Origin of the sequence: Streptomyces sp. NPDC014995 (assembly GCF_043080745.1) — a bacterium.
Lineage (GTDB): Bacteria > Actinomycetota > Actinomycetes > Streptomycetales > Streptomycetaceae > Streptomyces.
Window position 1 is genome coordinate 120566 of record NZ_JBIBVX010000002.1, and the last position, 22323, is coordinate 142888.

Annotated in this window: 14 protein-coding genes, 2 tRNA genes and 4 pseudogenes; 12 read left to right on the forward strand and 8 right to left on the reverse strand. The window is 72.7% G+C overall.

Annotated elements, in window-relative coordinates:
* Positions 1-114: 114 nt before the first annotated feature.
* From ACF1A1_RS04940 to ACF1A1_RS04950, 3 genes are read right to left on the reverse strand one after another with little or no spacing between them, the layout of a single operon-like run.
* Positions 115-1086, reverse strand: a complete 972-nt coding sequence (locus tag ACF1A1_RS04940; RefSeq protein WP_391645525.1) for a transporter — start codon at positions 1084-1086, stop codon at positions 115-117.
* A complete protein-coding gene (locus ACF1A1_RS04945; protein ID WP_391645527.1) occupies positions 1083-1994 on the reverse strand; it encodes an ATP-binding cassette domain-containing protein in 912 nt (303 codons plus the stop codon). Before ACF1A1_RS04945 ends, ACF1A1_RS04940 begins: the two co-directional genes overlap by 4 nt.
* Entirely contained in the window at positions 1981-2460 is a 480-nt protein-coding gene (locus tag ACF1A1_RS04950) for a GntR family transcriptional regulator (protein ID WP_391645529.1), read from the reverse strand. Before ACF1A1_RS04950 ends, ACF1A1_RS04945 begins: the two co-directional genes overlap by 14 nt.
* 58 nt (positions 2461-2518) lie before the next feature.
* On the opposite strand from ACF1A1_RS04950, the gene ACF1A1_RS04955 reads away from it, so the two are divergent.
* The 9 genes and pseudogenes from ACF1A1_RS04955 to ACF1A1_RS04995 form a co-directional block, all read left to right on the forward strand.
* A complete protein-coding gene (locus ACF1A1_RS04955; protein ID WP_391645531.1) occupies positions 2519-4150 on the forward strand; it encodes a glycosyltransferase in 1632 nt (543 codons plus the stop codon).
* Between the two features lie 15 nt (positions 4151-4165).
* Positions 4166-4858 (forward strand): annotated as a pseudogene (locus tag ACF1A1_RS04960) (sensor histidine kinase); the annotation flags it as partial.
* Between the two features lie 632 nt (positions 4859-5490).
* Positions 5491-6051, forward strand: a complete 561-nt coding sequence (locus ACF1A1_RS04965) for an RNA polymerase sigma factor (RefSeq protein ID WP_391645533.1) — start codon at positions 5491-5493, stop codon at positions 6049-6051.
* Complete coding sequence (locus ACF1A1_RS04970) at positions 6048-6866, forward strand: zf-HC2 domain-containing protein (RefSeq protein WP_391645535.1); 819 nt, start codon at positions 6048-6050, stop codon at positions 6864-6866. The genes ACF1A1_RS04965 and ACF1A1_RS04970 overlap by 4 nt, the downstream gene beginning before the upstream one ends.
* Complete coding sequence (locus ACF1A1_RS04975; RefSeq protein WP_391645537.1) at positions 6863-7696, forward strand: ABC transporter ATP-binding protein; 834 nt, start codon at positions 6863-6865, stop codon at positions 7694-7696. The genes ACF1A1_RS04970 and ACF1A1_RS04975 overlap by 4 nt, the downstream gene beginning before the upstream one ends.
* Positions 7693-9090 carry a hypothetical protein gene (locus tag ACF1A1_RS04980; RefSeq protein WP_391645539.1) on the forward strand — a complete coding sequence of 466 codons (1398 nt, stop codon included), beginning with the start codon at positions 7693-7695 and terminating at the stop codon, positions 9088-9090. The genes ACF1A1_RS04975 and ACF1A1_RS04980 overlap by 4 nt, the downstream gene beginning before the upstream one ends.
* Positions 9087-9662 (forward strand): hypothetical protein, encoded by a 576-nt coding sequence (locus tag ACF1A1_RS04985; RefSeq protein WP_391645541.1) that lies wholly within the window; start codon positions 9087-9089, stop codon positions 9660-9662. Before ACF1A1_RS04980 ends, ACF1A1_RS04985 begins: the two co-directional genes overlap by 4 nt.
* 217 nt (positions 9663-9879) lie before the next feature.
* Positions 9880-10140 (forward strand): annotated as a pseudogene (locus tag ACF1A1_RS04990) (PIN domain-containing protein); the annotation flags it as partial.
* Between the two features lie 572 nt (positions 10141-10712).
* Positions 10713-11204, forward strand: a pseudogene (locus tag ACF1A1_RS04995) (site-specific integrase); the annotation flags it as partial.
* A gap of 93 nt (positions 11205-11297) precedes the next feature.
* Here ACF1A1_RS04995 and ACF1A1_RS05000 read toward each other — a convergent pair.
* Both ACF1A1_RS05000 and ACF1A1_RS05005 read right to left on the reverse strand, forming a co-directional pair.
* Positions 11298-11370, reverse strand: a tRNA-Arg gene (locus tag ACF1A1_RS05000).
* A gap of 200 nt (positions 11371-11570) precedes the next feature.
* Positions 11571-11661, reverse strand: a tRNA-Ser gene (locus ACF1A1_RS05005).
* A 360-nt stretch (positions 11662-12021) separates the two neighbouring features.
* Here ACF1A1_RS05005 and ACF1A1_RS05010 point away from each other — a divergent pair.
* A pseudogene (locus ACF1A1_RS05010) lies at positions 12022-12355 on the forward strand (SSI family serine proteinase inhibitor); the annotation flags it as partial.
* A 290-nt stretch (positions 12356-12645) separates the two neighbouring features.
* Positions 12646-17424 carry a PAS domain-containing protein gene (locus ACF1A1_RS05015; protein ID WP_391645543.1) on the forward strand — a complete coding sequence of 1593 codons (4779 nt, stop codon included), beginning with the start codon at positions 12646-12648 and terminating at the stop codon, positions 17422-17424.
* 9 nt (positions 17425-17433) lie between these two features.
* Here the strand turns inward: ACF1A1_RS05015 and ACF1A1_RS05020 are convergent, their stop codons facing one another.
* Complete coding sequence (locus ACF1A1_RS05020; protein ID WP_391645545.1) at positions 17434-18033, reverse strand: TetR family transcriptional regulator; 600 nt, start codon at positions 18031-18033, stop codon at positions 17434-17436.
* 129 nt (positions 18034-18162) lie between these two features.
* On the opposite strand from ACF1A1_RS05020, the gene ACF1A1_RS05025 reads away from it, so the two are divergent.
* On the forward strand, positions 18163-19362 hold the full coding sequence (locus tag ACF1A1_RS05025; RefSeq protein WP_391645547.1) for an MFS transporter: 1200 nt from the start codon (positions 18163-18165) through the stop codon (positions 19360-19362).
* A 390-nt stretch (positions 19363-19752) separates the two neighbouring features.
* On the opposite strand, the gene ACF1A1_RS05030 is transcribed toward ACF1A1_RS05025, so the two are convergent.
* Together ACF1A1_RS05030 and ACF1A1_RS05035 are read right to left on the reverse strand one after the other, a co-directional pair.
* Positions 19753-21408, reverse strand: coding sequence for a long-chain fatty acid--CoA ligase (locus ACF1A1_RS05030; RefSeq protein ID WP_391645549.1), 1656 nt, complete (start codon positions 21406-21408; stop codon positions 19753-19755).
* A 142-nt stretch (positions 21409-21550) separates the two neighbouring features.
* On the reverse strand, positions 21551-22099 hold the full coding sequence (locus ACF1A1_RS05035) for a SigE family RNA polymerase sigma factor (RefSeq protein ID WP_391645551.1): 549 nt from the start codon (positions 22097-22099) through the stop codon (positions 21551-21553).
* Between the last annotated feature and the right edge of the window lie 224 nt (positions 22100-22323).

Sequence of the window (22323 nt, forward strand, 5' to 3'; positions counted from 1 at the left end):
GGCGAAGCGACCTCCGTGCGAGAGGGATCCCGGAGATGGGGACCGGTGACAAGGTGACAAGGGGGCCGGGACAAGGGGGCCCGGTGGTGGAGCAGGTCCGGTGGTGCGGCCCGGTCAGACGCGGCGGCGCAGGAGCAGCACGGTGACGGCCGTGAGCAGGAGGGCGAGACCGCCGAGGAGGGCGGTGTCGGTCCACTGGAATACCCAGTAGTCGCCAGCCGGGTTGGCCTCGTAGAAGCGGGCGACGTACCCGTGCTGGGTCATGCACTCCCGGAGCTCGGCACTGGACGGGAAGGGGCACTTGAGCACGTCGTCACGGTTGCCGGAGGCGGTGACGAGGCCGTAGTTGCCGGTAGACCACTTCTCGCCCATGGGCGGCTTGGGGGTGCTGCCGGCGCTCGTGTAGGTGTGCGGCGGGACCAGCAGGCGCGTCCGGTGCGTCCACTCCAGCAGGAGCGTCACCGCCCCGGTCACCAGGAGGGTCAGACCCATGGCGGCCAGGACCCGGCGGGCCAGCAGCCCCAGCAGCGTGCCGGCTGCCAGGCCGAACAGGGCGGCGGCCACGACGCGCGGGCCGGAGCCGCTCAGGGCCGTGTTCTCGTACCAGAACACGCCGTAGCTCCGGTCCGCGGCCGGTCGCCACCACCACGCGAACACCACAGCGAGCACGCCGGAGAGGACCACCGTGCTCACCGCGGCGAGCGCCAGCCGGGAGGCGAACCACTGGCCCCGGCTCACGCCCTGGGCGAGGACCATGCGGTGCGTGCCCAGTTCCCGGTCACGGCCCAGCAAGGGGGCGCCCCAGAAGACGCCGATGATGACGGGCAGGACGATGTTCAGCGCGCCGAGGTATTTCAGCGGCTCGACATCGAGCAGCAGGGGCAGACCGGTGTCGGACCGCGTGCACGACAGCGGCCCGGGATCGCAGTGGTCGAACAGCCCGCTGCGCAGGGCGTCCAGCATGCCCGAGCGGGAGTACGCGGCGATCGCCGCGGTGACGGCCATTACGGCCGCGCCGAGGCCGACCAGCACCCGCTGCTGACGCCAGGCGAGCCAGATGGAGCCGTTCCAGAGGGAGCCTTTCACGCCGCCGCCTCCGTCCGCTCGGAGCCAGCCGGACGCACCGCGTCGTCGGCCTGGAGGTAGCCGCCCAGGATGTCCTCCAGTCTGGGCCGCTCGACGTGCCAGTCGCCGCGCAGGGGTCCGCGCTGTCGTATCAGGGCAGTCATCTGGCGGCCGCCTACCCGGCGGTGTACGACGGTGTGCGGTCCGGTCAGGGCGTCGTCCTGGTCGGCGTGTCCGGTCACCACGGCGTGGCTCTCGCGCAGCGCGTCGGAGTCCTCACTCAGCTCGACGCTGCCGTTCCGCAGCACCAGCACCCAGTCACAGGTCTGCTCCAGTTCGGACAGGACGTGGGAGGACAGCACGATGCTCGTGCCACGCTCGGCGGCCTCGGCCATCAGCGCCGCCGTGATCTCGCCCCGTGCGACGGGGTCGAGGTCGGCCATCGGCTCGTCGAGCAGCAGCAGTTCGGGCCGCTTGCCGAGTGCCAGGGCGAGCGCGACGCGGGTGTGGTGTCCGGGGGACAGTTCGCCGACGCGGGCGGCAAGCGGGATGCCACCCTCGCGGACGATCTGCTCGGCGGCGGCCCGGTCCCACGTGGAGTTCAGTTTCTCGCCCATCCGCAGGGTGTCCGCCACGGTGAAGCGGGGGTAGAGCGGCTTGTCCTGGGTGAGCAGGGAGACCCGGGCACGCGCCTCGCGGGTTCCCGGTACGGCGTCCAGTACGCGCAGGTCCCCCACGTCGGCGTGCAGCAGGCCGCCGGCCAGGTGCAGCAGGGTGCTCTTGCCGGCGCCGTTGCGTCCGACGAGTGCGGTGATACGGCCGCTCGGCACGGTGAACCCGCAGTCACGCAGGGTCCAGCCGCCCCGCGCCCGGTACCGGAACCCGAGTCCCGTGGCGCGCAGCGCGGCCGGCGCGTCAGGCCCGGTCATGCGTCCTCCTCTTCCGGCTCCCGGTCTCCCGGGGAGCGCTGGTGTTGCTTGGCTTGCTCGGATTGCCGTCCTGCTCGCCGCCTTCGTCGTCCAGGGCGGCTGTGACCAGGGCCAAGATGTCGGCCCGTTCCAGACCCGCGGCCCGTGCGCGTGCCGTCCAGGCGGTGAGTTCCGCGCGCAGGGGTGAGTCGTCCTCCGCGCCGGGCCGGACGAGCGACCGCGTGACGAAGGTGCCCAGCCCGCGGCGCAGTTCGACCAGGCCGGCCTGCTCCATGTCGCGGTAGGCCCGCAGCACGGTGTTGGGGTTGATGGCGGTCGCCGCCACCACCTCCTTGGCCGTGGGCAGCTTGTCCCCGACCTTCAACGTGCCCATCCGGAGCGCTCGTTCGGTCTGCTCGACGATCTGCACGTAGGCCGGTACGCCGCTGCCCCGGTCGATCCGGTAGTCGACCACGTCACCTTCCACCCGCCTCAGTGTGCTTCCATTAATGAATTAGCACAATCATGATGGAGGCGTCGCAGGGATGTCAATCAGAAGCACTACCCGAGCGGCCCTCGTCATCGCCGTCGCGCTGACCCTCGTCGCGGCGGGCCAGCAGCTCCTGCTGATCGCCGGCCTGGGCGGTCTGCTGCCCGGCTGGCAGCCATGGCCCTTCCTGCTGGGCGCGGCCCCGGCCTGGTGGCTCGCGCGCCCCCGGTGGCGGCGGGCGGACCCACACCGCTGGCTGATACGGGCGATACGCGGGCTGCGCCGCATACCCGGCCCCGTGTATCTGGTGGCCGTGCTGGCGCTGACGGCCGGAATCTGGGCCACGCTCCAGGACCACGAGCCGTACATGGCCCACGAGGAGGCCGTGTACGCCAACAAGGCCCGCTCCTGGGCCGACGGCACCCCCGACGCCGGCTGGGGCAGCTACCGTCCCCCCGGCCTCCCGGCGCTGGGACGCCTGGCGCTCGCCGTCCACGACGACGTGGGCAGCCTGCGCGCGGTGGCCCTGCTGCTCACCCTCTTCACCCTGACCACGACCTACCTCGTCACGGCCCGCTGGACCACGCCCCGCCGCGCGGTCGTGGTCGTCCTTCTGCTGCTCTCCGGCCTCGGATTCCTGCGCCGTGTACCGGAGTTCCTCAACGACATCGGCGCCACCGGCCTGTTGCTGATCGTCGTCCTCCTCGTCACACGCGCCCAGGAAGTACGGCGCTCGTACGCCCTGCCCATGGCGGCCGCCGTGGCGGTGGGCGCCTTCTACCTGCGCTACGGCAGCGTGGGTAACCTCCTGGCGATAGCCTTGGCCGCCCTGTTCGCCTACGGCCCGCGCGCCTGGCTCGCCCAGGGCCGCCGCCTCGCCACCGCGCTGGCCGTCCTCGCCCTCGGCCTGCTGCCGCACTTCGTGCACGCCACGCTGATCACCGGATCACCGCTGGGCCTGATTCTCTCGGCCGGTTCCCAGGCCAACCGCGCATACGTGGGCGACGGACTCGTCTACTACCTCGCGATCTTCCCCTACCGCCTGGCCGGAGACCTCGGAGCCGTGGTGATGACCGGCGGGCTGCTGCTGGCGGTACGGGCCCTGCGCGGCCAGGACCGCGGGGCGCACGCCGCCCGCCGTGTGTTCCTGGGCTCGACGTCCGTCCTCGTCTTCGTGGTCCTCGGCCTGGTGACGGACGGAGAACCGCGGTTCGTCTACCTCGCGGTCATCCTGCTCACCATCCTGGGGGTCGAAGCCCTGGCGGAACTGACCGGCCGCAGGAACAGGGGCCTGCTCGCCGCCGTCGCCGGACTGGCCGGTCTGACCACCGTCGGCACGGCCCAAGTGGTGGCCCACGGAGCGATGCCCGGCCCCGACCGCCTCAGCCGCTCCACCGTCCCGGTCGCCGAGCGGCTCGCGGCGGACGGCCCGTGCCTCCTGGTCACCGGGTACGAACCGGAGATGGGCTGGTATTCGGGCTGCGACGCGGTCACCTACGCCCAGTACCGCCACACGACCCCGCCTCCAGGAACCCGGGTGACGCTGGTCCTCTTCCAACACGGCCGCCTGCAACCGGACGACACCGCCCTGGCCCGCCTCATCGGTGACCGCGACACCACCGTGCGGACCATCCCCGCCGGCGGCGCGCTGGGCACGGCAACCGCGGTCACGCTTACTTCGGTGTGACGGGGCGGGCGTATCCGCGACCAGCGCAAGGCCATGGTCAGCGACATCACCCACGAGCTGCGGACCCCGCTGACCAATATCCGCGGGTGGCTGGAGGTCACCCCGCGACGGGCTGCTCGAACCGGATCCGGACCTCATCGCCTCCCTACACGACGAGGCGCTGCTCCTGCAGCACATCGTCGACGATCTACGGGACGTCGCAGCCGCCGATGCGGGCACCCTGGCACTGCACCGCGAACCCGTACCCGCGGAAGACCTCGTCAACCGGACGGTGTCGGCCCACGGCACCCAGGCCGAGTCCTCGGGCGTCCGGCTGTGCGCCCGCACCGACCCCGGGATCGTTCTGGACGCCGACCCGGTGAGGATGCGTCAGGTCCTGGGCAACCTGACGTCCAACGCGCTCCGGCACACCCCGGCGGGCGGCACGGTCACCCTCACCGCCCGTCGAGCCGGAAACGTGACCGTCCTGTCTGTCCAGGACACGGACAGCGGCATCGCTGCGAAGACCTCCCGCACGTTCTCGAGCGCTTCTGGCGAGCCGAGAAGTCTTGCCGCAGACGTACCGGCGGCGGCCTGGGCCTGTCCATCGTCCGCCAGTTCGTCGAGGCGCACGGGGGAAAGGTCACCGTCGAGAGCGAGCCCGGCAAGGGCTGCGTGTTCACGATCACGCTCCCCCAGGTCCGGCACACGGACCCCCGAACCCCGTGACGTGCGCCGAGTGAGGCACGGCCGTCGTGTGCGCTCGCTGCGGATCTGTGGACGAGAGGCCGGAGATGCCGACGCGGTCTGTACCGGCCCCCACCGGAGGCCCTCGCTGGTCCGAGGCCGCGTGCCCACGACGTGCCCTTCCGTGCGGACGCCGCGTTCAGCAGCGGTACGAGCCTCCCTGCCGCGATCGCTTCCGCGAGTGTTCCCGAGACCGGTCCACGCCCCGTGCGGGCATGTGCGCCGAGCGCCGTCTCGCAGTCCCTCACGTTCTGTGGTGGCGAGCCGCGTGGAGACGGTGCATGTGCCCGTATGACGGAAGGCGGTGCATCGACAATCCGCCGTCCACAGTCGATGTGCCGCTTGTGGCACGGCTGTGCCGTGGCGGCGTCCTCGAAGGAGGACGGACGTGGTGAAGGCGGGATGGCGGCCGCTCTACGCATCCGCATCGACGCCGTCGACCTGCCCGGCCTCACCTGCCGCGCCCCTGCCGACGGCAAAGTGCTCCTCCCCCCGGCACTGCGGAGGAACTCGGCACGCTGCGCGATGACCAGGCCGAGGTGTGCGCCGCCAGACATGTGACGGGGATCACGCGATAGGGAAAACCGACGGTCCGGGCCCGGCGTCTAGCGGGTGTGAGATCAGTCAGGAAGGCACCAGGCGAGCTGGACGAGGAGCGTCTTGTCCGGCTGGTGGCCACGGGTGACCGCGCGGCGTTCGAGGAGTTGTACCGGCGCACCGCGCCATGGATGGCGGTGCGGCTGCGCCGCCGCTGTGCCGACGAGCAGATCGTCGCCGAGGTCATGCAGGAGACGTATCTGGCCGTGTGGCGCGCGGCGGGTGCGTTCACGGGGGGCTCGGTGGGCGGGACGGCCGTCGGATGGCTGTGGACGATCGCGGCGCGCCGCCTCGTCGACGCCTTCCGGCGCAGGGCCCACCATGCCGAACCGCCGCCGGCCGCCGCTCTCGCCGACGCGGCGCCCGCCGCCGAGGAGGAGGCGCTCGCGGTGACTGTCGGCGGGGACCTCGGTGACGCGCTGCGGCGTCTGGCACCGGAACTCAGGCAGGTGCTGCAGGCCATGGTCCTCGACGGGCTGTCCGTCCGGGAGACCGCCGTCCTGCTCAGGATTCCCGAGGGCACGGTCAAGACCCGTGCCCGCCGGGCTCGGATCGCGATGCGGAAGGCGCTGACATGAGCGTGGAGCACGCGTCGATGCGGATCATCGACGGTTACGCGCGCGGCGGCACGGACCTCGCCGCCGACGAGGTGTGGGCCATGGAGGCCCACCTGGAGGCGTGCGGACTGTGCCGTGACCGGCTGTCGGCCGCCGTCACTGCCGCGGCGCCCGCCGTGACATCGCTGGTCGAGACCGTGTGGGCCGACCTGGAGCCCCAACTGGCCGCCACAGCCTCCATGCCACCCCGCAGGCGCTGGTTGGCACGGTTGTCGCTGTGGCTGACGCCGGTGATGGTGCCGTGGCTGGCCATGGTCGCGACCGTGACGCTGCTCGCGCTTGTGCTGGACCTGGTCGGCCCCGGCTCCGGCGAGGTGTCGCTGGTGCTGCTGCTCGCCCCGGTCCTGCCCGTGCTCGGCGTCGCTGCGTCCTGGTCGCGCGGCTTGGACCCGGTCTACGAGCTGACGGCCTCGGTACCCAGGGCCGGGCTCCACCTGGTGCTGCGGCGCACCGCGTCCGTGCTCGCCCTGGTCGTCCCCGCGCTTGTGGTGGGCGGCTTGGCGACGGGGGTGATGGTCGCCCAGTGGCTGCTGCCCTGTCTGGCCTTCACCTCGACGACCCTGGCGCTCGGCGGTGTCGTCGGTGTGACCCGTGCCGCCGGCGCGCTGGTGGCCGTGTGGGCCGCCGTGATCGTGACGCCGACCCTGGCCGCCGGCCGTATCACCTTCGCCCTGCGGACGGACGGTCTGCCTGTGTGGGGACTGATCCTCGCGCTCGGCATCGGTGGCCTGATCGCCCGCAGGGGCGCGTACTCCGTGCTGGGAGCCCATCGATGACCATCGGGAAGGACCATCACATGACGTCCGCAGTGAGCGCGGCCGACATCGCACCGACAACCTACGCCTGGCAGATCCGGGCCTCCGGGCTGAAGGTCAGGGTCGGCAGGAAACGGATGGCCGTCGACGGGCTCGATCTGTCGCTGGGCACCGGGGTACACGGTCTGCTCGGACCCAACGGGGCGGGCAAGACCACCCTCATCCGGACGCTGGCCACCGTGCTGCGCCCCACCGAGGGCGCCCTGGAGCTGCTCGGCGAGTCCGCGGGCGGCAGGGGCGAGCATCGTGCGCTGCGCCGCCGGATCGGCTACCTGCCGCAGGAGTTCGGCTACTACAGGCGTTTCACCGTGCGCGAGTTCGTCGAGTACATGGCGTGGCTGAAGGAGGTGCCCAAGGCGGACATCCCCGCGGCGGTGCAGCGCGCCGTGGAGCGGGTGGGTCTGGCGGACCGCGCCGACGACAAGATGAAGGCCCTGTCGGGCGGCATGGTGCGGAGGGTCGGCATCGCTCAGGCCATCGTCAACGATCCGTCGATCCTGCTGCTGGACGAGCCGACGGCCGGCCTCGACCCGGCGCAGCGGCTGCGCTTCCGCGAGCTGCTGCAGGAGTTGGGTACGGACACCTGCGTGGTCGTCTCGACCCATCTGGTGGAGGATGTCGCCGCCGCCTGCACCGACGTGGTGCTCTTCGCCGAGGGCCGGCTGGTCTTCCAGGGCCCGCCGGACGAACTGGCCTCGGTGGGCGGCCCGGAGCACGAGGGTGACAGCCCGCTGGAGCGCGGCTATTCGGCCACGCTGCTCAACCCCAAGCGGCAAAGGGGCACTTGGTGAACATCCGTGTCCTGCGCATCGAGCTGAGGCGCTCCGTCGCCCCGTGGGCCGGCGCCGTGGTCCTGACGGGCGCGCTGGCGTTCCTGTACCTGCTGAACGGCGCGTGGTGGAGCGGCACCACGGCGTGGACGGCCCAGTGGACGTCCCTGGCCCTGTGGACCCGCTCCCTGCTGTTCTACCTGTGGCCGCTCGCCGTGGGGCTCGGGGCGCTGCAGGGCCTGCGCGACCACCGCTCGAGGATGTCCGAGCTGCTGACCAGCACACCGAGGCCCGCCCGGCACCGCGCGGCCACGCTGGCGGGCACGACGGCGACCACGCTGGCCTCGGCCTTCGCGCTCCTCGTCCTCGTGGGTGGGGTCCAGGTACTCGCCCACACCGAGTACACGCACCTCGGATGGCTGCCGATCTCGCTGGTGGGGGCATTCTTCCTCGTCGCGGGTGCCGTGCTGGGCATGGGCGCCGGGCGGGCCCTGCCGTCCGTGCTCACCCCGCCCGCCCTGGCCATGGTCGCCTTCGTGTTCACGGCCCTCATGCACATGTCGTTGGGCCGGACGGAGACGACCACGGCGACGGGGATCCCGAGCACGGAGCCGAACCGGGTCTCGCTGCTGTCACCGGGGGTGCAGGAGGTGCGCGACGCGCTCGTCACACTCTCCGCCTCCGTGCACGTCGGGCAGACGATCTGGCTGCTCGGTATGGCCGCGACCGGGTTCGCGCTGCTGGTCGCCGCGACCCCGCGCGCCCGGCTGATCGCCCTGACGCCTGTCCTGGCGGGCGCGGCGCTCGCCCTGCTCGTCCTCCCCTCCGACCCGCGCCGGATGTATGTCGTCGACGAGGCCGCCGCGGAGCCGGTGTGCGACGGCCCGGTGTGCGTGGCCAGGACGCACCGGGCGCGACTCGCCGACCTGGCGGGTCCCGGTAAGGAGGCGCTGCGCCTGCTGCACGGTGCCCTGGGCAGTCAGGCTCCGGTCTCGGTCCGGGAGAACACCGCCGTACTGCCGGAGGGCTCCACGCCGCGGTGGTCCCGCGAGACCGTGCTCTTCGACTTCGACGACGACATCATCGCCGCCGCGAAGGGCGAGGAGCTGACCTGGGCCCTGATCGCCAAAGGCATGGTGCCAGGGTGCACCCCCGTCGGCTGGAGCGGCTTCGGGGGAGATGAATTCGCGCAGACCGTCGCGGTGGGCTGGGTCCTCGGGGACCTCAGGCCGCTTCCCGGCACCCTGTCGGCAAGTCTGCGCCGCGAGGTCGACGCCGAGACCCGCCCGGTGTGGAAGGAACTCAGGGCACTGCCACGGGCCGAGCAGCTTTCGCGGATCAACGCGATGCGCGCCGCCGCGCTCTCCTGCAAGGGCGACGCGTTCGACGCGCTGAAGGGCGGTGCGTCCCGGTGAGATGGCTGACGCTGTACGCGCGCTCGCGTCACATACCCGCGTCGCTCACCGCGGTGGTGATCAGCGCGGTGGCGGTGTGGGCACTCGCCCGGGACGGGGGCGAGGGGCCCGGTGACCTGCGGCTGCCTGTGCTCGTCCTCGCCGCGGGGGCGATGGCAGCCTCGATAGGGCTCAGCGGACAGGATGTCGCGCTGGACCGGACGGGCGCGATCCGCTGGGTGCCCCGCAGAGCGGCGCACGTGCTGCTCGCCGGCGCGGTCGTCGGCGCGGTGCTGTTGAGCGTGCAGACCATGGGCGAGGACATGGCCACCACCGCGTTCGTCGTCCGGGACAGCGCGGGCCTGATGGGACTGGTCGCCCTGGGCGCGGCGCTCTCGGGCGGACAGTACGCATGGACGCTGCCGTTCGTCTGGCTCTCGTTCTCGTTCTTCGCCCCGCCCGCCACGAGTACGCCGACGCGGGTGGCGACCTGGATGCTGCTGCCACCCGGCACGGCAGCGGGCACCTGGACGGCCGTGGTCCTCACGGTCGCCGGCACCACGGCCTACGCCTTCGCAGGACCGAGGCGGTAGACATCGAACCAGAGGCATTCCGGGTGGCGGTCCACTACCTCATCCACCGAACCTCATCGAAGGCCCCTCACTCCCCTTCAGGGGAACACGTCTTGCCAGGTGGAAACGCATGACGGTCAGCGGTGTCGACCGATTCGGCTTACGTTGGGGCGCCTCCCGGATTTCAATGCACCGTCTTCGCGCCCACTGCGTCTCACGCCTGGCCGGCGGCGACTTCCGTGCACAAGGTATCGAAGACATGCGCCTGCTCTTCGGCTGGGTGCCGGTCGACGACCGCGCCTACGACCGCGCCTGGCAGGTCCAGGAGCTCCTCACCCAACACGGACAGCACCGCAGCGCCGGAGCCGTCGACCTCGTGGTGGCCGCCACGGCCGAGTTGCGGGGATTGACCCTCCTGCACCGCGACCGGGGCTTCGAATGCATCGCCGCCGTCACCGGCCAGGCCCTCCAGTGGTACGGCCCGGAAGCCGGCAAATGAGCCAAGGGGCCGGGCGTCGGCTGTTCCGAGTAAGTCGCGGCCATCGGCCTCGCGACGGAAAACGGGCATCCCTCGAAGGTCTGTGCCCACTCGAAGACGCATCCCGACCGGACCTCCGACGAGCCCAACCGAGCACAGCGCCGTTCGTGCACGTGCTCTGCACACCGGTCATGGCGACCCGTGCCCACAGCGTGCCCGTAGGAGCGGACAACCACGGTTAGCAGCGGTGCGATCCACCCCTCACGACCAACCAAGCACAAGAGAGCGGGCTTGCGTAGGCGGGGGGATCCGACGGTGGCCTTTTGCTGTGCACCCGGCAGGATTCGAACCTGCAACCTTTTGATCCGTAGCTCTGCAGGGATCGGTCATTGGATGTCATGCAGGCTGCAGGGAGAACCATGGGGGCCGGTGTTGGGTGCTGCCGGTCGCTGGGGTTGCTGCACTTCGTTGCTGTACAGCAACGGCTACCAGTCCCGCCAGTCGTCCGTGATCTCGGTGCGGCTGATGCCTCGCCCCCCTGCCGGAGCAGGGACGTCGATGTCGTGCTCCGTCAAGGCTTGATCGATCGACTTGAGACCGGTGAGCTGTACGTGGACCACCAGATCCAGCGGGCGGGCCGTCAGATCCTCCACCGGGAGACCAAGACCGAGGAGTCCGACGGCTTCCTTCGCCTCCCAGCGTTCTGCCTGAAGGCGCCCCGCATGCGCCGCGCCCAGCAGACCGGCGACCGGAACGTGGCCGGGGAGCTCCGGCAGGACACCCGCGGCCTGGTCTTCACCACGAAGCACGGGACGCCCATCGAGCCGGGGAAGCTCACCCGCATGTTCGCCCTGCGCGCCCACCGCCGCCGGCCTCCGCGTGATCCCACTCCGGACCACCCGGCACACGTGCAGCTCGCTCCTCGTAGCTCTCAAGGTCCACCCGAAGGTGGCACAGCGCATCCCCCGGCACTCACGGATCGGATCGCCATGACGATGGAGCTCTACGCGGAGGCGAGCGAGGAGGAGGTGCGTGCCGCGCTCGGGAAGCTGTCGGCAGCGATGGGCGGCAGCGAAGCAGGCTGACGTCAAGGTCTGACATCAACCGTTGCTGTACTTCGCTGCTGTACGCCCCGAAACGCCAAAGGCCCCGGATCTCTCCGGGGCCTTTGACCTGTGTGCACTCGGCAGGATTCGAACCTGCAACCTTCTGATCCGTAGTCAGATGCTCTATCCGTTAAGCTACGAGTGCTTGTCTATCTTCTGTTTTTTGTCTTTCGCTCCCGGCCCTTCCGGCCCGCTCGCGGCGACAGGAAGAACATTACATGACTGCCGCCGTCATGTGAAATCCGATTCGTAAACCCCTTGTGACCTGCGGAAACGTCCAGAACGGGGTCCGGAGGGACACAACGGCGAAGCCCCGGTCGCGGGGACCGGGGCTTCGTCATGGAGCGGAGGCGGAGGGATTTGAACCCTCGATGGGCTTTAAGGCCCAAACCGCATTAGCAGTGCGGCGCCATAGACCGGACTAGGCGACGCCTCCAGCACAACCGCTCGCGTGCGTGCGAGTGGTGCGTGCAGATGATGACACAGTCGAGCGTCGTGTCACCAATCGGCCTCCACGGTACTAGGCGGGTGGGCCGCAGGGCAAAGGCCTTGTGGGGCGCAACGCCGCCGGGGGCGGGGCGTTGGTCAGGCCATGTTCCCCGTGGTGTTCCGAGTCGCGCCCCGGCCCCCGTCCCCCGGCCCCCGTCCCAGGTCACTCGGGTCCGGCGGGCCGGTCTCGCCGTATCCGCCGTGTCCCTCTCCTTCGTCGGCTCCCTCATCGGCTCCCTCGTCCGCCCCTGATCGGCTCGCTGGTCGCCGGGACCGGTCGGCCGCGGCGCTCGCCTCCGCGGGCGTCGGTGGTCGACTCACCGGGACCGTCAGGGGTGCGGGGGAAGGGGTGGACGGGACGTTCGGGGTGTACTGCCGTCCGACGGGCGGGAGTCACCCGGACGTGGCAGGGGCCTGTCGGGCGGTGGACCGGAACACGCGGTGGGGGAGGGACCAGCGCGCCGGTGCCGGACGGCGGCATGCGCACCATGCGGTACGGCGGGCCGGCCACCGCGCGTGTCACCGGACGGTGGGCCGGGCGGGCCGTCGACGCGACGTACGCCCCGGGCGACGGGTGTGAGATCGAGCGGTGGGACCGGTTCGTGCCGCTGCTGCCGGAGGTGGGATCGGTGGGGCGGTGACGACGGGGAGGGCCGCGAGGGCGGTTGCCCGGGTTCCGCTCCGGCGGGAGGGCCCGCGCGCACGGCTTCCCCATGGCAAAAGCACCCGTCCCGTAAACGTCAAGCGAAGGTCTCGCGAAGCAGGAGCACGTGGTCACATGTTCTGTGTCACTTCGTCGTGCGAGCTCCCTCTCATCCGGCGCCACCGGCGCCGCCCCAGCCCTTAGACTCCCTCGCGTGACACGCTGCGGGACGGTTGGCAAGATGGCCCGAGCGGTCGGCAAGGTGCGGTAACAGGGAGGAAGCGACTCGTGAGCAGCAGGCCATCCCGAGGCGCTGCTCGCCTCGCAGCCATACTCGACGCCCTTCCCGACGCGTTGGTGCTGGTCAACGCCAACGGGACCGTCGTCAACGCGAACACCATCGCCCTCGAGGCCTTCGAGGCGCCGGGGACGGCGCTCGTGGGGCGCGGGCTGTTGGACCTGTTGCCGCAGTTCGACTCCAGGCTCATCCCCGGGTCCATGCGCCGGCCGGACCACATGGATCCGCGCGGGCGGACCAAGCCGACGCGGATGATCGCCCGGCGCACCGACGGGTCGGAGTTCCCCGTCGAGGTCACCAGCGCCAACCTCGAGAACGGTCAGCAGGCCTACGACAGCTACGGCTATGCCAGCGACGAGCTGCTCATGCTCGTCGTACGCGACCTGTCGGGAACCGTCGACACCGAGGCCGAGCTGGCGCGTTCGCAGCGGCAGACCGAGATGATCCTGCGGGCCGCGTCCGAGGGCGTCGTGGGCACCGACACCGACGGGCGGATCGTGCTCGTCAATCCGGCCGCCGCCCAGATCCTGGGGTACCGGGCGAGTGATCTCGGCGGCAAGGAGCTGCACACGCTGGTGCTGCACTCACGCGCCGACGGCTCCCCCTTCCCGTACGACGAGTCGCCGCTCGCCGACACCCTGCGCTCCGGGCGCAAGCACCGGGTACGCGGTCAGGTGCTGTGGTCGAAGAGCGGGGACAAGGTCTCCGTCGACCTGACGACCGCCCCCGTCCGGGACGGCGACCAGCTCGTCGGGGCCGTGATGACCTTCACCGACCGGCGGCCCTTCGACACCCTCGCCGACGAGAAGGGCTCCCTCGAGAAGAAGCATGCGGAGGAGCTGGAACGGCTCTCCGAGGAGCACGCCTCCGACCTCACCGCCCTGCGCCAGCAGCACGTCACCGAGCTGGAGGAGCTGCGCGAGCAGCACGCGGAGGAGCTCGCGGCCGGCGAGGAGCGCTACGCCGCGCTCGGCGAGCGGGAGAAGGACCGGTACGAGGCCCTCGCCGCCCGGCACGAGCAACTGCTGACGCTGCTCGGGCGGTCGCTGCGCGGGCCGCTCGACGAGCTGCGCCGCGAGTTGTCCGCGCTCGCCGCGGACGACGCCGGGCAGCTGTGGCCCGAGGCCAACCAGGTGCTGCACCACCTGTCGGCGGGGTACGCGCGCATCACCACCCTCATCGACAACGTCCTCGGCTACCAGCGCCTCGACACCGGCGGCGAGGAGATCAGCCGTACGAAGGTGATGCTGGACGCCGTCGTCGCCGCCGGTGTCGACGGGGCCGTGGAGCTCGTCGGGCCGGGGCGCGTGCAGTTCGCGGTGCACGCGCCGCCCATCGAGGCCGAGGTCGACGCGCGGCTCCTGGCGACCGCGCTGGCGCACCTGGTGGCCGACGTGGCCGGCGTCGACGCCACCGGAAACGCGCCCGTCTCGGCGGGCGGCTACATGGACAACACCGTCGTCGTGGCCGCCGCCCAGCGCGGTGAGGTCGTCCGCATCGAGGTGCGCGGGCCGTACGCCGGGGGCGACCCGGTGCACGAGCCGATCGTGCGCGGGATCGTACGGGCGCACGGTGGGGTGCTGCAGACGCACGAGGTGCCGGGGATGAGCGGCAACGCGTACGTCCTCGAGGTGCCGTTGGGCGGTGGTGCGGGAGCCGTCGCCACCGCACCGGCCGGCGCGGCCGCCGGTTCCGCGGTCGCCCTGCCGGCGGGGACGGAGGGGCAGCCCCCGGCCCCGGCCCACGACTTGGCCGGGGCGGCCGGGACCGGGGACGGTGCGGCGGAGGGTGCCTCGGCCGAGCAGGGCCCCGGTGGGGGTCGGCGGCGGGCCCGGCGGGCCTCCGTGGACGCATTCCTGGAGAGTGACGTCCCGGGCGCCGGCGCGGCCGGTGGTGCCGAGGTGGAGGCCGTGGCTCCGACCGGACGGCGCCGTCGGCGTGGCCCGGCCGCCGAGGAGACGCCGGTCGCGGCGTCGGCGGACGACCCGGAGGCCCCCGGCGGAACCGGTGGCAACGGCGGGACCGGGCGGCGGCGCGGGCGGTCGGCCGAGCCGGCCGCGGGTCCGGCGTCCGGCGCGGGCGCCGAGGCCGGGGTGGCCGAAGGAGCCGTCATGACGGCGGCCGAACACGCGGCGGGCACCGCCGCGTCGGGTACGGGACTCGGCGGCACCGTTCCGCCGCAGGGTGTGCCCGCGCCCGGCGGACGGCGGGCCCGGCGTCCCGACGACGAACCGCAGGCCCTGCCGGCCGCGCTGCCCGCGGTCGCGGGGGGCGAGGCGGGGGTTCCCGCGGAGGGCGCGCAGCCGACGGGACGTCGTCGGCGGGCGCTGGCGGCGGCGACGGAACGTGCCGCCGCGCAGGAGGCGGGGCCTCGTACGGTGTTCGCCCTGCCGCCGGCGGAGGCGGACCGGGCGTCCGACGAGGCGGACGGGGTCGCCGAGGCGCAGGCGGGGGGCCAGGTGCCGGCTCCGGGTCAGGTGCCGGCCGCTGGGGCTGTTCCGCCTGCGGTGCCGGTTCCCGGGCAGCCGGTGCCCGTGCCTGGGCAGCCGGTTCCGGTTCCGGTTCCCGGGCAGATGCCCGCGCCGGGGCAGGTCCCGGTTCCCCCGCAGGCGCAGGTGCCCGTTCAGGGCACGCCCGAGGACGCGCCGATCGACCACGGCCGCCACGACGCCGTCCCGCAGGACCAGGCCGACGACCACACGCCGCCGCAGCCGCATCCGACGAACGCACCCACGGGCCGTCGGCGGCGGGCGGTGGCCCAGCCGGCGGCGGAGACGGCGGAGGCGGCGGCTGGAGTGGCCCCACCGGTTCCTCCGGGGGCGGTTCCCGTTCCGGCTCAGGCTCAGGCTCAGGTTCCGGCCCAGGCTCAGGCTCCGATTCCGGCTCAGGCTGCGGACAGTGCCGGGCAGCCGGTCGCTCAGCCGGTCGCGCAGGCTCAGCCGGGGGCGGCCGTGCAGCAGCCCGGTGGTGTGGCGCCCGCGCAGGGTGGCGCAGGACAGGGGGTTACGGCTCCCGGTGGACAGGCCGCACCCGCACAGCCCGTCCCGGGCCAGCCGCTTCCGGCCCAGCCCATGCCCGGACAGCCCATGCCCGGACAGCCGATGCCGGGCCAGCCGTTGCCCGCGCAGCCGCTCCCCGATCAGCCGTCCGCCGGTCACCCGGTCCCCGGGCAGCCCGCGCTCGTGCAGCCCGTCCCTGTACAACCGGCCCCGGGTCAGCCGGCCGCCCCCGCACCCGTCCCCGGTCAGCCGGCCTCGGCCGCTCCCCTGCCGAACGCCTCCGGGCAAGTCGGCGTGCCCACCCAGGCACCCGCCACCCAGGCACCCGCCACTCAGACCCCCACCCCGCACACCCCCACCGCCCAGCCCGCCCCGGTTCAGCCGCTGCCCGCCGAAGCGACCCCCGCCCCCGCACCCGCTCCCGCCGCCGAGGCCCCCGCGACGCCCACCCCGGGCACGGGCACCCCGCTGCCGCCCGAAGCCGCAGCGCAGCCGCAGCGGGCGGCGCAGCCGCTGCCCGCCGCCGCGCCCATGGACCCCAACTCCACGCAGGGCCGGGCGATCAGCGTGCGGACCCTCGGCCAGGGGGTGCCCTTCACCCGCCAGGCCGCCCAGGTCCAGCAGGCGCAGCAGATCCAGCAGGTGGCGCAGGCCCAGGCGCCCCAGTCCACCGGAACCCCCGCCCCGCACGCCCCCGGCGGTTCCGGGCGGCGGCGCAAGCTGGGTACGCCGCCCGACCCGGCCGGGCGCCCGGAGCAGACGGCCCGTCCGCACCCGCAGGCCGAGCAGCCGGTCGTACCGCAGGCCCCGGCGGCCCCCGCCGCCCCGCAACCGGCTGTCTCCCAGCCTTCGCTCGCGGGGCAGCCGCTCCCCGGGCAGTCGTCGGCCGGGCAGACGCGGCTCGCGCCCGGGACCGAGGGAGTCGGGCGGTCGTACGCCATAGGCGCGCCGGACGAGAACGCCGCCGAGGGGCCCGAGCCGCTCGACGGGCCGGGCGGTGCCGTGGAGGTGGCGGATCCCCCGCGGCCGCAGCCGATGGACGACGAACTGCCGCCGGAGCCGCTGGACAACCCGCGTCGGCTGCTGGTGTGGCCGGCTCCGGACGTCAGTACGCAGCAGGCGCTCAGCGACCGCGGGTACCGCCCGGTGATCGTGCACTCGCGGGAGGAGGTCGACGCGCAGATCGCCGCCTTCCCGGCCGCGCTGTTCGTGGACCCGCTGACCGGGCCGATCACCCGGACCGCGTTGCAGTCGCTGCGGCAGGCGGCGGTGGCCGCCGAGGTGCCGGTGCTGGTCACGGCCGGACTCGGACAGGCCTCGCGCGACGCGGCGTACGGCGCCGATCCCGCCGTTCTGCTGAAGGCGCTCGCCCCGCGTGACAGTGAGCAGCATCCGCCGCGGGTGCTGCTGATCGAGGAGCACGCGGAGATCGCGCTGGCGCTGACCGCGACGCTGGAGCGGCGCGGGATGCAGGTGGCGCGGGCCGCGAGCGACGCGGACGCGGTCACGCTGGCCTCGCAGTTGCGGCCGAACCTGGTCGTGATGGACCTGATGCAGGTGCACCGGGGCCGGGCCGGGATCATCGACTGGCTGCGGGCCAACCAGCAGCTCAACCGCACTCCGCTGGTCGTCTACACCGCCGCCGTCGACCAGGCCGACCTGCCGCGGCTGGCCTCCGGCGAGACGGTGCTGTTCCTCGCGGAGCGGTCCACCAGTGCGGAGGTCCAGTCCCGGATCGTGGAACTGCTCGCCCGGATCGGGACCAACTGACCGGGCCGGCTAACGCGCGAACAGCCTGCGCGCCGCCTCTTTCACGGAGGCGCGCAGGCGCGCGCGGTCGTCGTCCCCGGCGCCGACCAGGATGCGGCTCATCTGCGGTACGACGGTGGCCCAGTTCGCCAGGGCGACCAGCAGGAACAGCAGGTCGGGGGCCGGGATGGCGTCGCTGATCACCCCGCGGTCCTGGGCGTCCCGGACGGCGGCGACCTTGCGGGCGTAGTGCTCCTGCCGTTCCGCCTCGTCGGGCAGCTCGGCGGTGCCGTACTCGATGCCCTCCCAGTAGAGGAGGCGCAGCAGTTCGGGGTGGGCGGCGTGGTAGTCCATCAGCCGGTCCACCCAGCCCTCGACGTCGTCCGGGTCGACGGGGACGGCGGCGGCGAGGTCGACCATGCAGCGGCCGAGGACCCGGGTGAACAGCTCCGCCTTGTTGCCGAAGTAGGCGTAGATGAGCTGTTTGTTGGCCTTGGCCTCGGCGGCGATGCGGTCGACGCGGGCGCCCGCGATGCCGTACCGCGCGAACTCGGCGACCGCCGCGTCGAAGATCCGCGCCTTGGTGGCCCCGGGGTCGCGGGGGGTCGTACCGGGCCTGCTGGTTGCCATGGGGACATGGTAGCGGCAGGTAACCAACTGGTTGGTTGACAGGGAATGCGGAGCGGTTCCAGACTGTTCCCTCCCCTGTTCCAACCAACTGGTTAGTTGTTGAAGTCGGCTCGAAGGAGCATCTCCGCCATGCCGTCCGCAGTCAGCACCCGGCAGCCCACCGAACACGGCCGACGGACCCCGGCCGCCGGCCGCCTGTTCCTCCCCCTCATCGCTCTCTGCACCGCCGTCACGGCCGCCAACATCTACGTCGCGGCCCCGCTGCTCCCCCTCATCGCCCGCGACTTCGGCTCCGCGCCCTCGGCCGTGGCCTGGATCGCCTCGGTCGCGCAGTTCGGCTACGCGGCCGGCCTGCTCTTCTTCGCGCCGCTCGGCGACCGGCTGAACCGGCGCCCGCTGGTCGCCGCGCTCTCCCTGGTCACCACGGCGGCGCTGGCCGCCGGGGCCGTGGCCGCCGGGACCGCCGCGCTCGCGGCCGCCGTGCTCGTCGCCTCGGCCGCGACCGTCGTTCCGCAGCTGCTCGTGCCGCTGGTCGCCGAACGCGCGCCCGCCGACCGCCGCGCCCGGCACGTCGCCGCCGTCATCTCCGGCCTGTTCACCGGCGTCGTCGCGGCCCGCGTCCTGGGCGGACTCGCCGGACAGGCCTTCGGCTGGCGGGCGGTGTTCGCCGGCGCGGCCGTCCTCACCGCGGCCCTCGGCCTGCTGACCGCCGCCGCCCTGCCCGCCGAACGCCGTCGGCCTCGTGAGGGCGGGCTCTTCGCGGGCCTGCGCGCGATGCCCGGTCTGGTCCGCCACTCGCCCGACCTGTGGCGGGCGTGCCTGCGCCAGGCCGGGATGTACGGCGCGTGGAGCGCCCTGTGGACCTCGCTGGCCCTGCTGTTGACGGGCCGGCCGTACGGCCTCTCCACGGCGACCGCCGGCCTCTTCGGCCTCTTCGGGCTGGCGGCCAGCGTCGTGGCACCCCTCGCCGGCGGGCTGGTCGACCGCTTCGGCGCCGCGAAGATCGTGCGCAACGCCTATCTGCTCGCCGCCGTGTCCGTCCCGCTGTTCTGGCTGGGCGGCCGGGTGATGCCGGCGCTGTTCGTGGCCGCGATCGCGATCCACGCGGCCCTCGTCGCCTCCCACGTCGCCAACCAGACCCTCGCCCTGACCACGACCGCCGCCCCGGCCACCGCCAACAGCGCGTACGTCGTCGCGGGCTTCACCGGCGGCGCCACCGCCTCGGCCCTGGCAGCCCTCGCCTTCACCCACTGGGACTGGGGCGGAGTCGTCGCGGTCGCCGGCGTGTGGCTGGCCCTGGGGTGGGGGACGACGGCGGGCCGGCGGTGAGTCGGCCGGACGGCACCGGAGGAAGCTGGTCTTGCGACCCGCCGCCCGCCGCCCCGAGGTGCACGCAAGCCGGGCGGGCGCGCCGGGCCCTACGGCCGTGAAGTGGCCGTACGACGCAAGGCCCGCCGCTTCGGCAGGGGAACCGAAGTGCACGAACGCCCGGGCGGGCGTGCGGGCGTGCGGGCGTGCGGGGCCCACGGCCGTGAGGTGGTCGTACGGCCGCCGTCCAACGGCCTGCGCAGGACGTGCGACGGCCTGGGGCCGCGTGCGACTGCCGACGACTGCCTACATGCCGGCGACTGCCTACGTGCCCGCGACTGCCTGTGACAGTCGTGACAGACCGCACGCCGGGCAGGGGCCGCGAGGTGCCCTGCCCGGCGTGCGGGGGCGTCAGAGCTGGGTGACGTCCAGCTCTCCCTGGGCGTACTGCCTGCGCAGCACCTTCTTGTCGAACTTGCCCACGCTCGTCTTCGGGACCGACTCGATGATCGTCCAGCGCTCCGGGAGCTGCCACTTGGCGATGCCGGCCTCGTCGGCGAGGAACGCGCGCAGGGACGCGAACTCGGCGGTGGCGCCCTGCTTCAGGACGACCGTGGCGAGCGGGCGTTCGCCCCACTTGTCGTCGGGGACGGCGACGACGGCCGCCTCGGCGACGTCCGGGTGGGACATCAGGGCGTTCTCCAGCTCGACGGACGAGATCCACTCGCCGCCGGACTTGATGACGTCCTTGGCGCGGTCGGTGAGGGTGAGGAAGCCGTCGGGGGAGATCGTGCCGACGTCGCCCGTCTTCAGCCAGCCGTCCTCGCTGAACTTGTCGGCGGGGCGCAGGGATTCGGCGTCGGGGCCGTTGTAGTAGGCACCGGCGATCCAGGGGCCGCGGACCTCCAGCTCGCCCGCGGACTCGCCGTCCCAGGGGAGGCGTTCGCCGCCGGGGCCGGTGAGGCGGGCCTCGACGCCGGCCGGGAAGCGGCCCTGGGTGAGGCGGTAGGCGAATTCCTCGTCCGTGCCGACAGCATGGGCCGGCGGGCGGGCGATGGTGCCGAGCGGGGAGGTCTCCGTCATGCCCCAGGCGTGGCAGACCCGCATGCCGAGATTGTCGAAGGCCTCCATGAGGGAGGGCGGACAGGCCGAGCCGCCGATGGTGACCTGGGTGAGGGAGGAGACGTCGCGCGGCTTGGCGGTCAGCTCGGCCAGCAGGCCCTGCCAGATGGTGGGGACGGCGGCCGCGTGGGTCGGCTTCTCGCCCTCGATCATCTCGGCGAGCGGGGCCGGCTGGAGGAACCGGTCCGGCATCAGCAGGTTGACGCCGGTCATGAAGGTGGCGTGCGGCAGGCCCCAGGCGTTGACGTGGAACTGCGGGACCACGACCAGCGAGGTGTCCTGGTCGGTCAGGCCCATCGACTGGGCCATGTTGACCTGCATGGAGTGCAGGTAGATCGAACGGTGGCTGTAGACCACGCCCTTGGGGTCACCCGTGGTGCCGGAGGTGTAGCACATCGCGGCGGCCTGGCGTTCGTCCAGCTCGGGCCAGTCGTAGGCGGTGGGCTTTCCGGCGATCAGGTCCTCGTACTCGTGCACCTGGGCGCTCGCGCCCGCCAGCAGGGAACGGTCGCCGGGACCGGTGACGACCACGTGCTCGACCGTCTTCAGGTGCGGGAGCAGCGGCGCCAGCAGCGGCAGCAGCGAACCGTTGGCGATCACGACCCGGTCGGCCGCGTGGTTGACGATCCAGGCGAGCTGCTCGGGGGGCAGCCGCAGGTTGAGGGTGTGCAGGACCGCGCCCATGGAGGGGATCGCGAAGTACGCCTCGACGTGTTCGGCGTTGTTCCAGGCGAGCGTCGCCACCCGGTCGTCGCCCTCGACCCCGAGGTCCTCGCGCAGGGCGTGCGCCAGCTGCGCCGCGCGGGCGCCGATCTCGGCGTAGGAGCGGCGGTGCGGGGCGCCGTCGCCGGTCCAGGTGGTCACCTGCGATGTGCCGTGGATCGTGGACCCGTGGGTCAGGATCCTCGAGATCAGCAGCGGTACGTCCTGCATGGTGCTCAGCACGGCGTCCTCCCAGGTGCGGCGACATTGCCTACGCGGTGGTAACGGTTGCGCTGATTCTGCGCACATACCGCGTGGTATGTCACTAGGAGGCGATGATCGATCAGGTCACGTTGCCCTGAACACAGAACCGCACTTCCGCGCGCTATCGAACAACGCCCAGCTCAGGGTCGTCCCGGAGCTTTCCGAGGGCCCGGGAGACCGCCGACTTCACCGTGCCCACCGAGACGCCGAGGACCTCCGCCGTCTGCACCTCGCTCAGGTCCTCGTAGTACCTGAGGACGACCATCGCCCGCTGCCGGGCGGGCAGCTTCATGATCGCCCGCCACATCGCGTCGTGCAGCGCCTGCCGCTCGGCCGGATCGTCGTCGCCGGGCTGCGGCTCCGGCTCCGGCAGGTCGTCGCAGGCGAACTCGTCGACCTTGCGCTTGCGCCACTGCGAGGTGCGCGTGTTCAGCAGGGCCCGTCGGACGTAGCCGTCGAGCGCCCGGTGGTCCTCGATCCGCTCCCACGCGACGTACGTCTTGGTGAGCGCGGTCTGCAACAGGTCCTCGGCGTCGCTCGGGTTCGCGGTCAGCGACCGGGCGGTGCGCAGCAGCACCGGCTGACGGGCTCTGACGTACGACGCGAAGGACGGGTACGGAGAAGGCCGCGTCATGCCGTTCGAAGCGCGGGTGCAGACGGGTGTGGTCATGGCTCCACGCTAGGAGCGGACCCCCGTGCGGCGGATCGGCCGCAGGTGCCGAAGCAGAGTCCGCCTCAGGTTGTAGGGGTGGTGCCGGGTCCACCTCCTGAAGGTGGACGAGCGGGCGACGGCTACTGCGGGATCACCCCTGCGGGTCGGCTGTGGGCAGCAGTGCGAACCTGCGGGTCTGTGGGCGACAAGGGCCTGCGAGTCGGCTGCGGGCAGGAAAGACA

What these genes read in the sequence shown, in the direction of transcription:
- ACF1A1_RS05035 (WP_391645551.1), bottom strand. Translation starts at nt 22,099, where the DNA reads ATGACCACACCCGTCTGCACCCGCGCTTCGAACGGCATGACGCGGCCT.
- ACF1A1_RS04970 (WP_391645535.1), top strand. Translation starts at nt 6,048, where the DNA reads ATGAGCGTGGAGCACGCGTCGATGCGGATCATCGACGGTTACGCGCGC.
- ACF1A1_RS04945 (WP_391645527.1), bottom strand. Translation starts at nt 1,994, where the DNA reads ATGACCGGGCCTGACGCGCCGGCCGCGCTGCGCGCCACGGGACTCGGG.
- ACF1A1_RS05025 (WP_391645547.1), top strand. Translation starts at nt 18,163, where the DNA reads ATGCCGTCCGCAGTCAGCACCCGGCAGCCCACCGAACACGGCCGACGG.
- ACF1A1_RS04955 (WP_391645531.1), top strand. Translation starts at nt 2,519, where the DNA reads ATGTCAATCAGAAGCACTACCCGAGCGGCCCTCGTCATCGCCGTCGCG.
- ACF1A1_RS05020 (WP_391645545.1), bottom strand. Translation starts at nt 18,033, where the DNA reads ATGGCAACCAGCAGGCCCGGTACGACCCCCCGCGACCCCGGGGCCACC.
- ACF1A1_RS04975 (WP_391645537.1), top strand. Translation starts at nt 6,863, where the DNA reads ATGACCATCGGGAAGGACCATCACATGACGTCCGCAGTGAGCGCGGCC.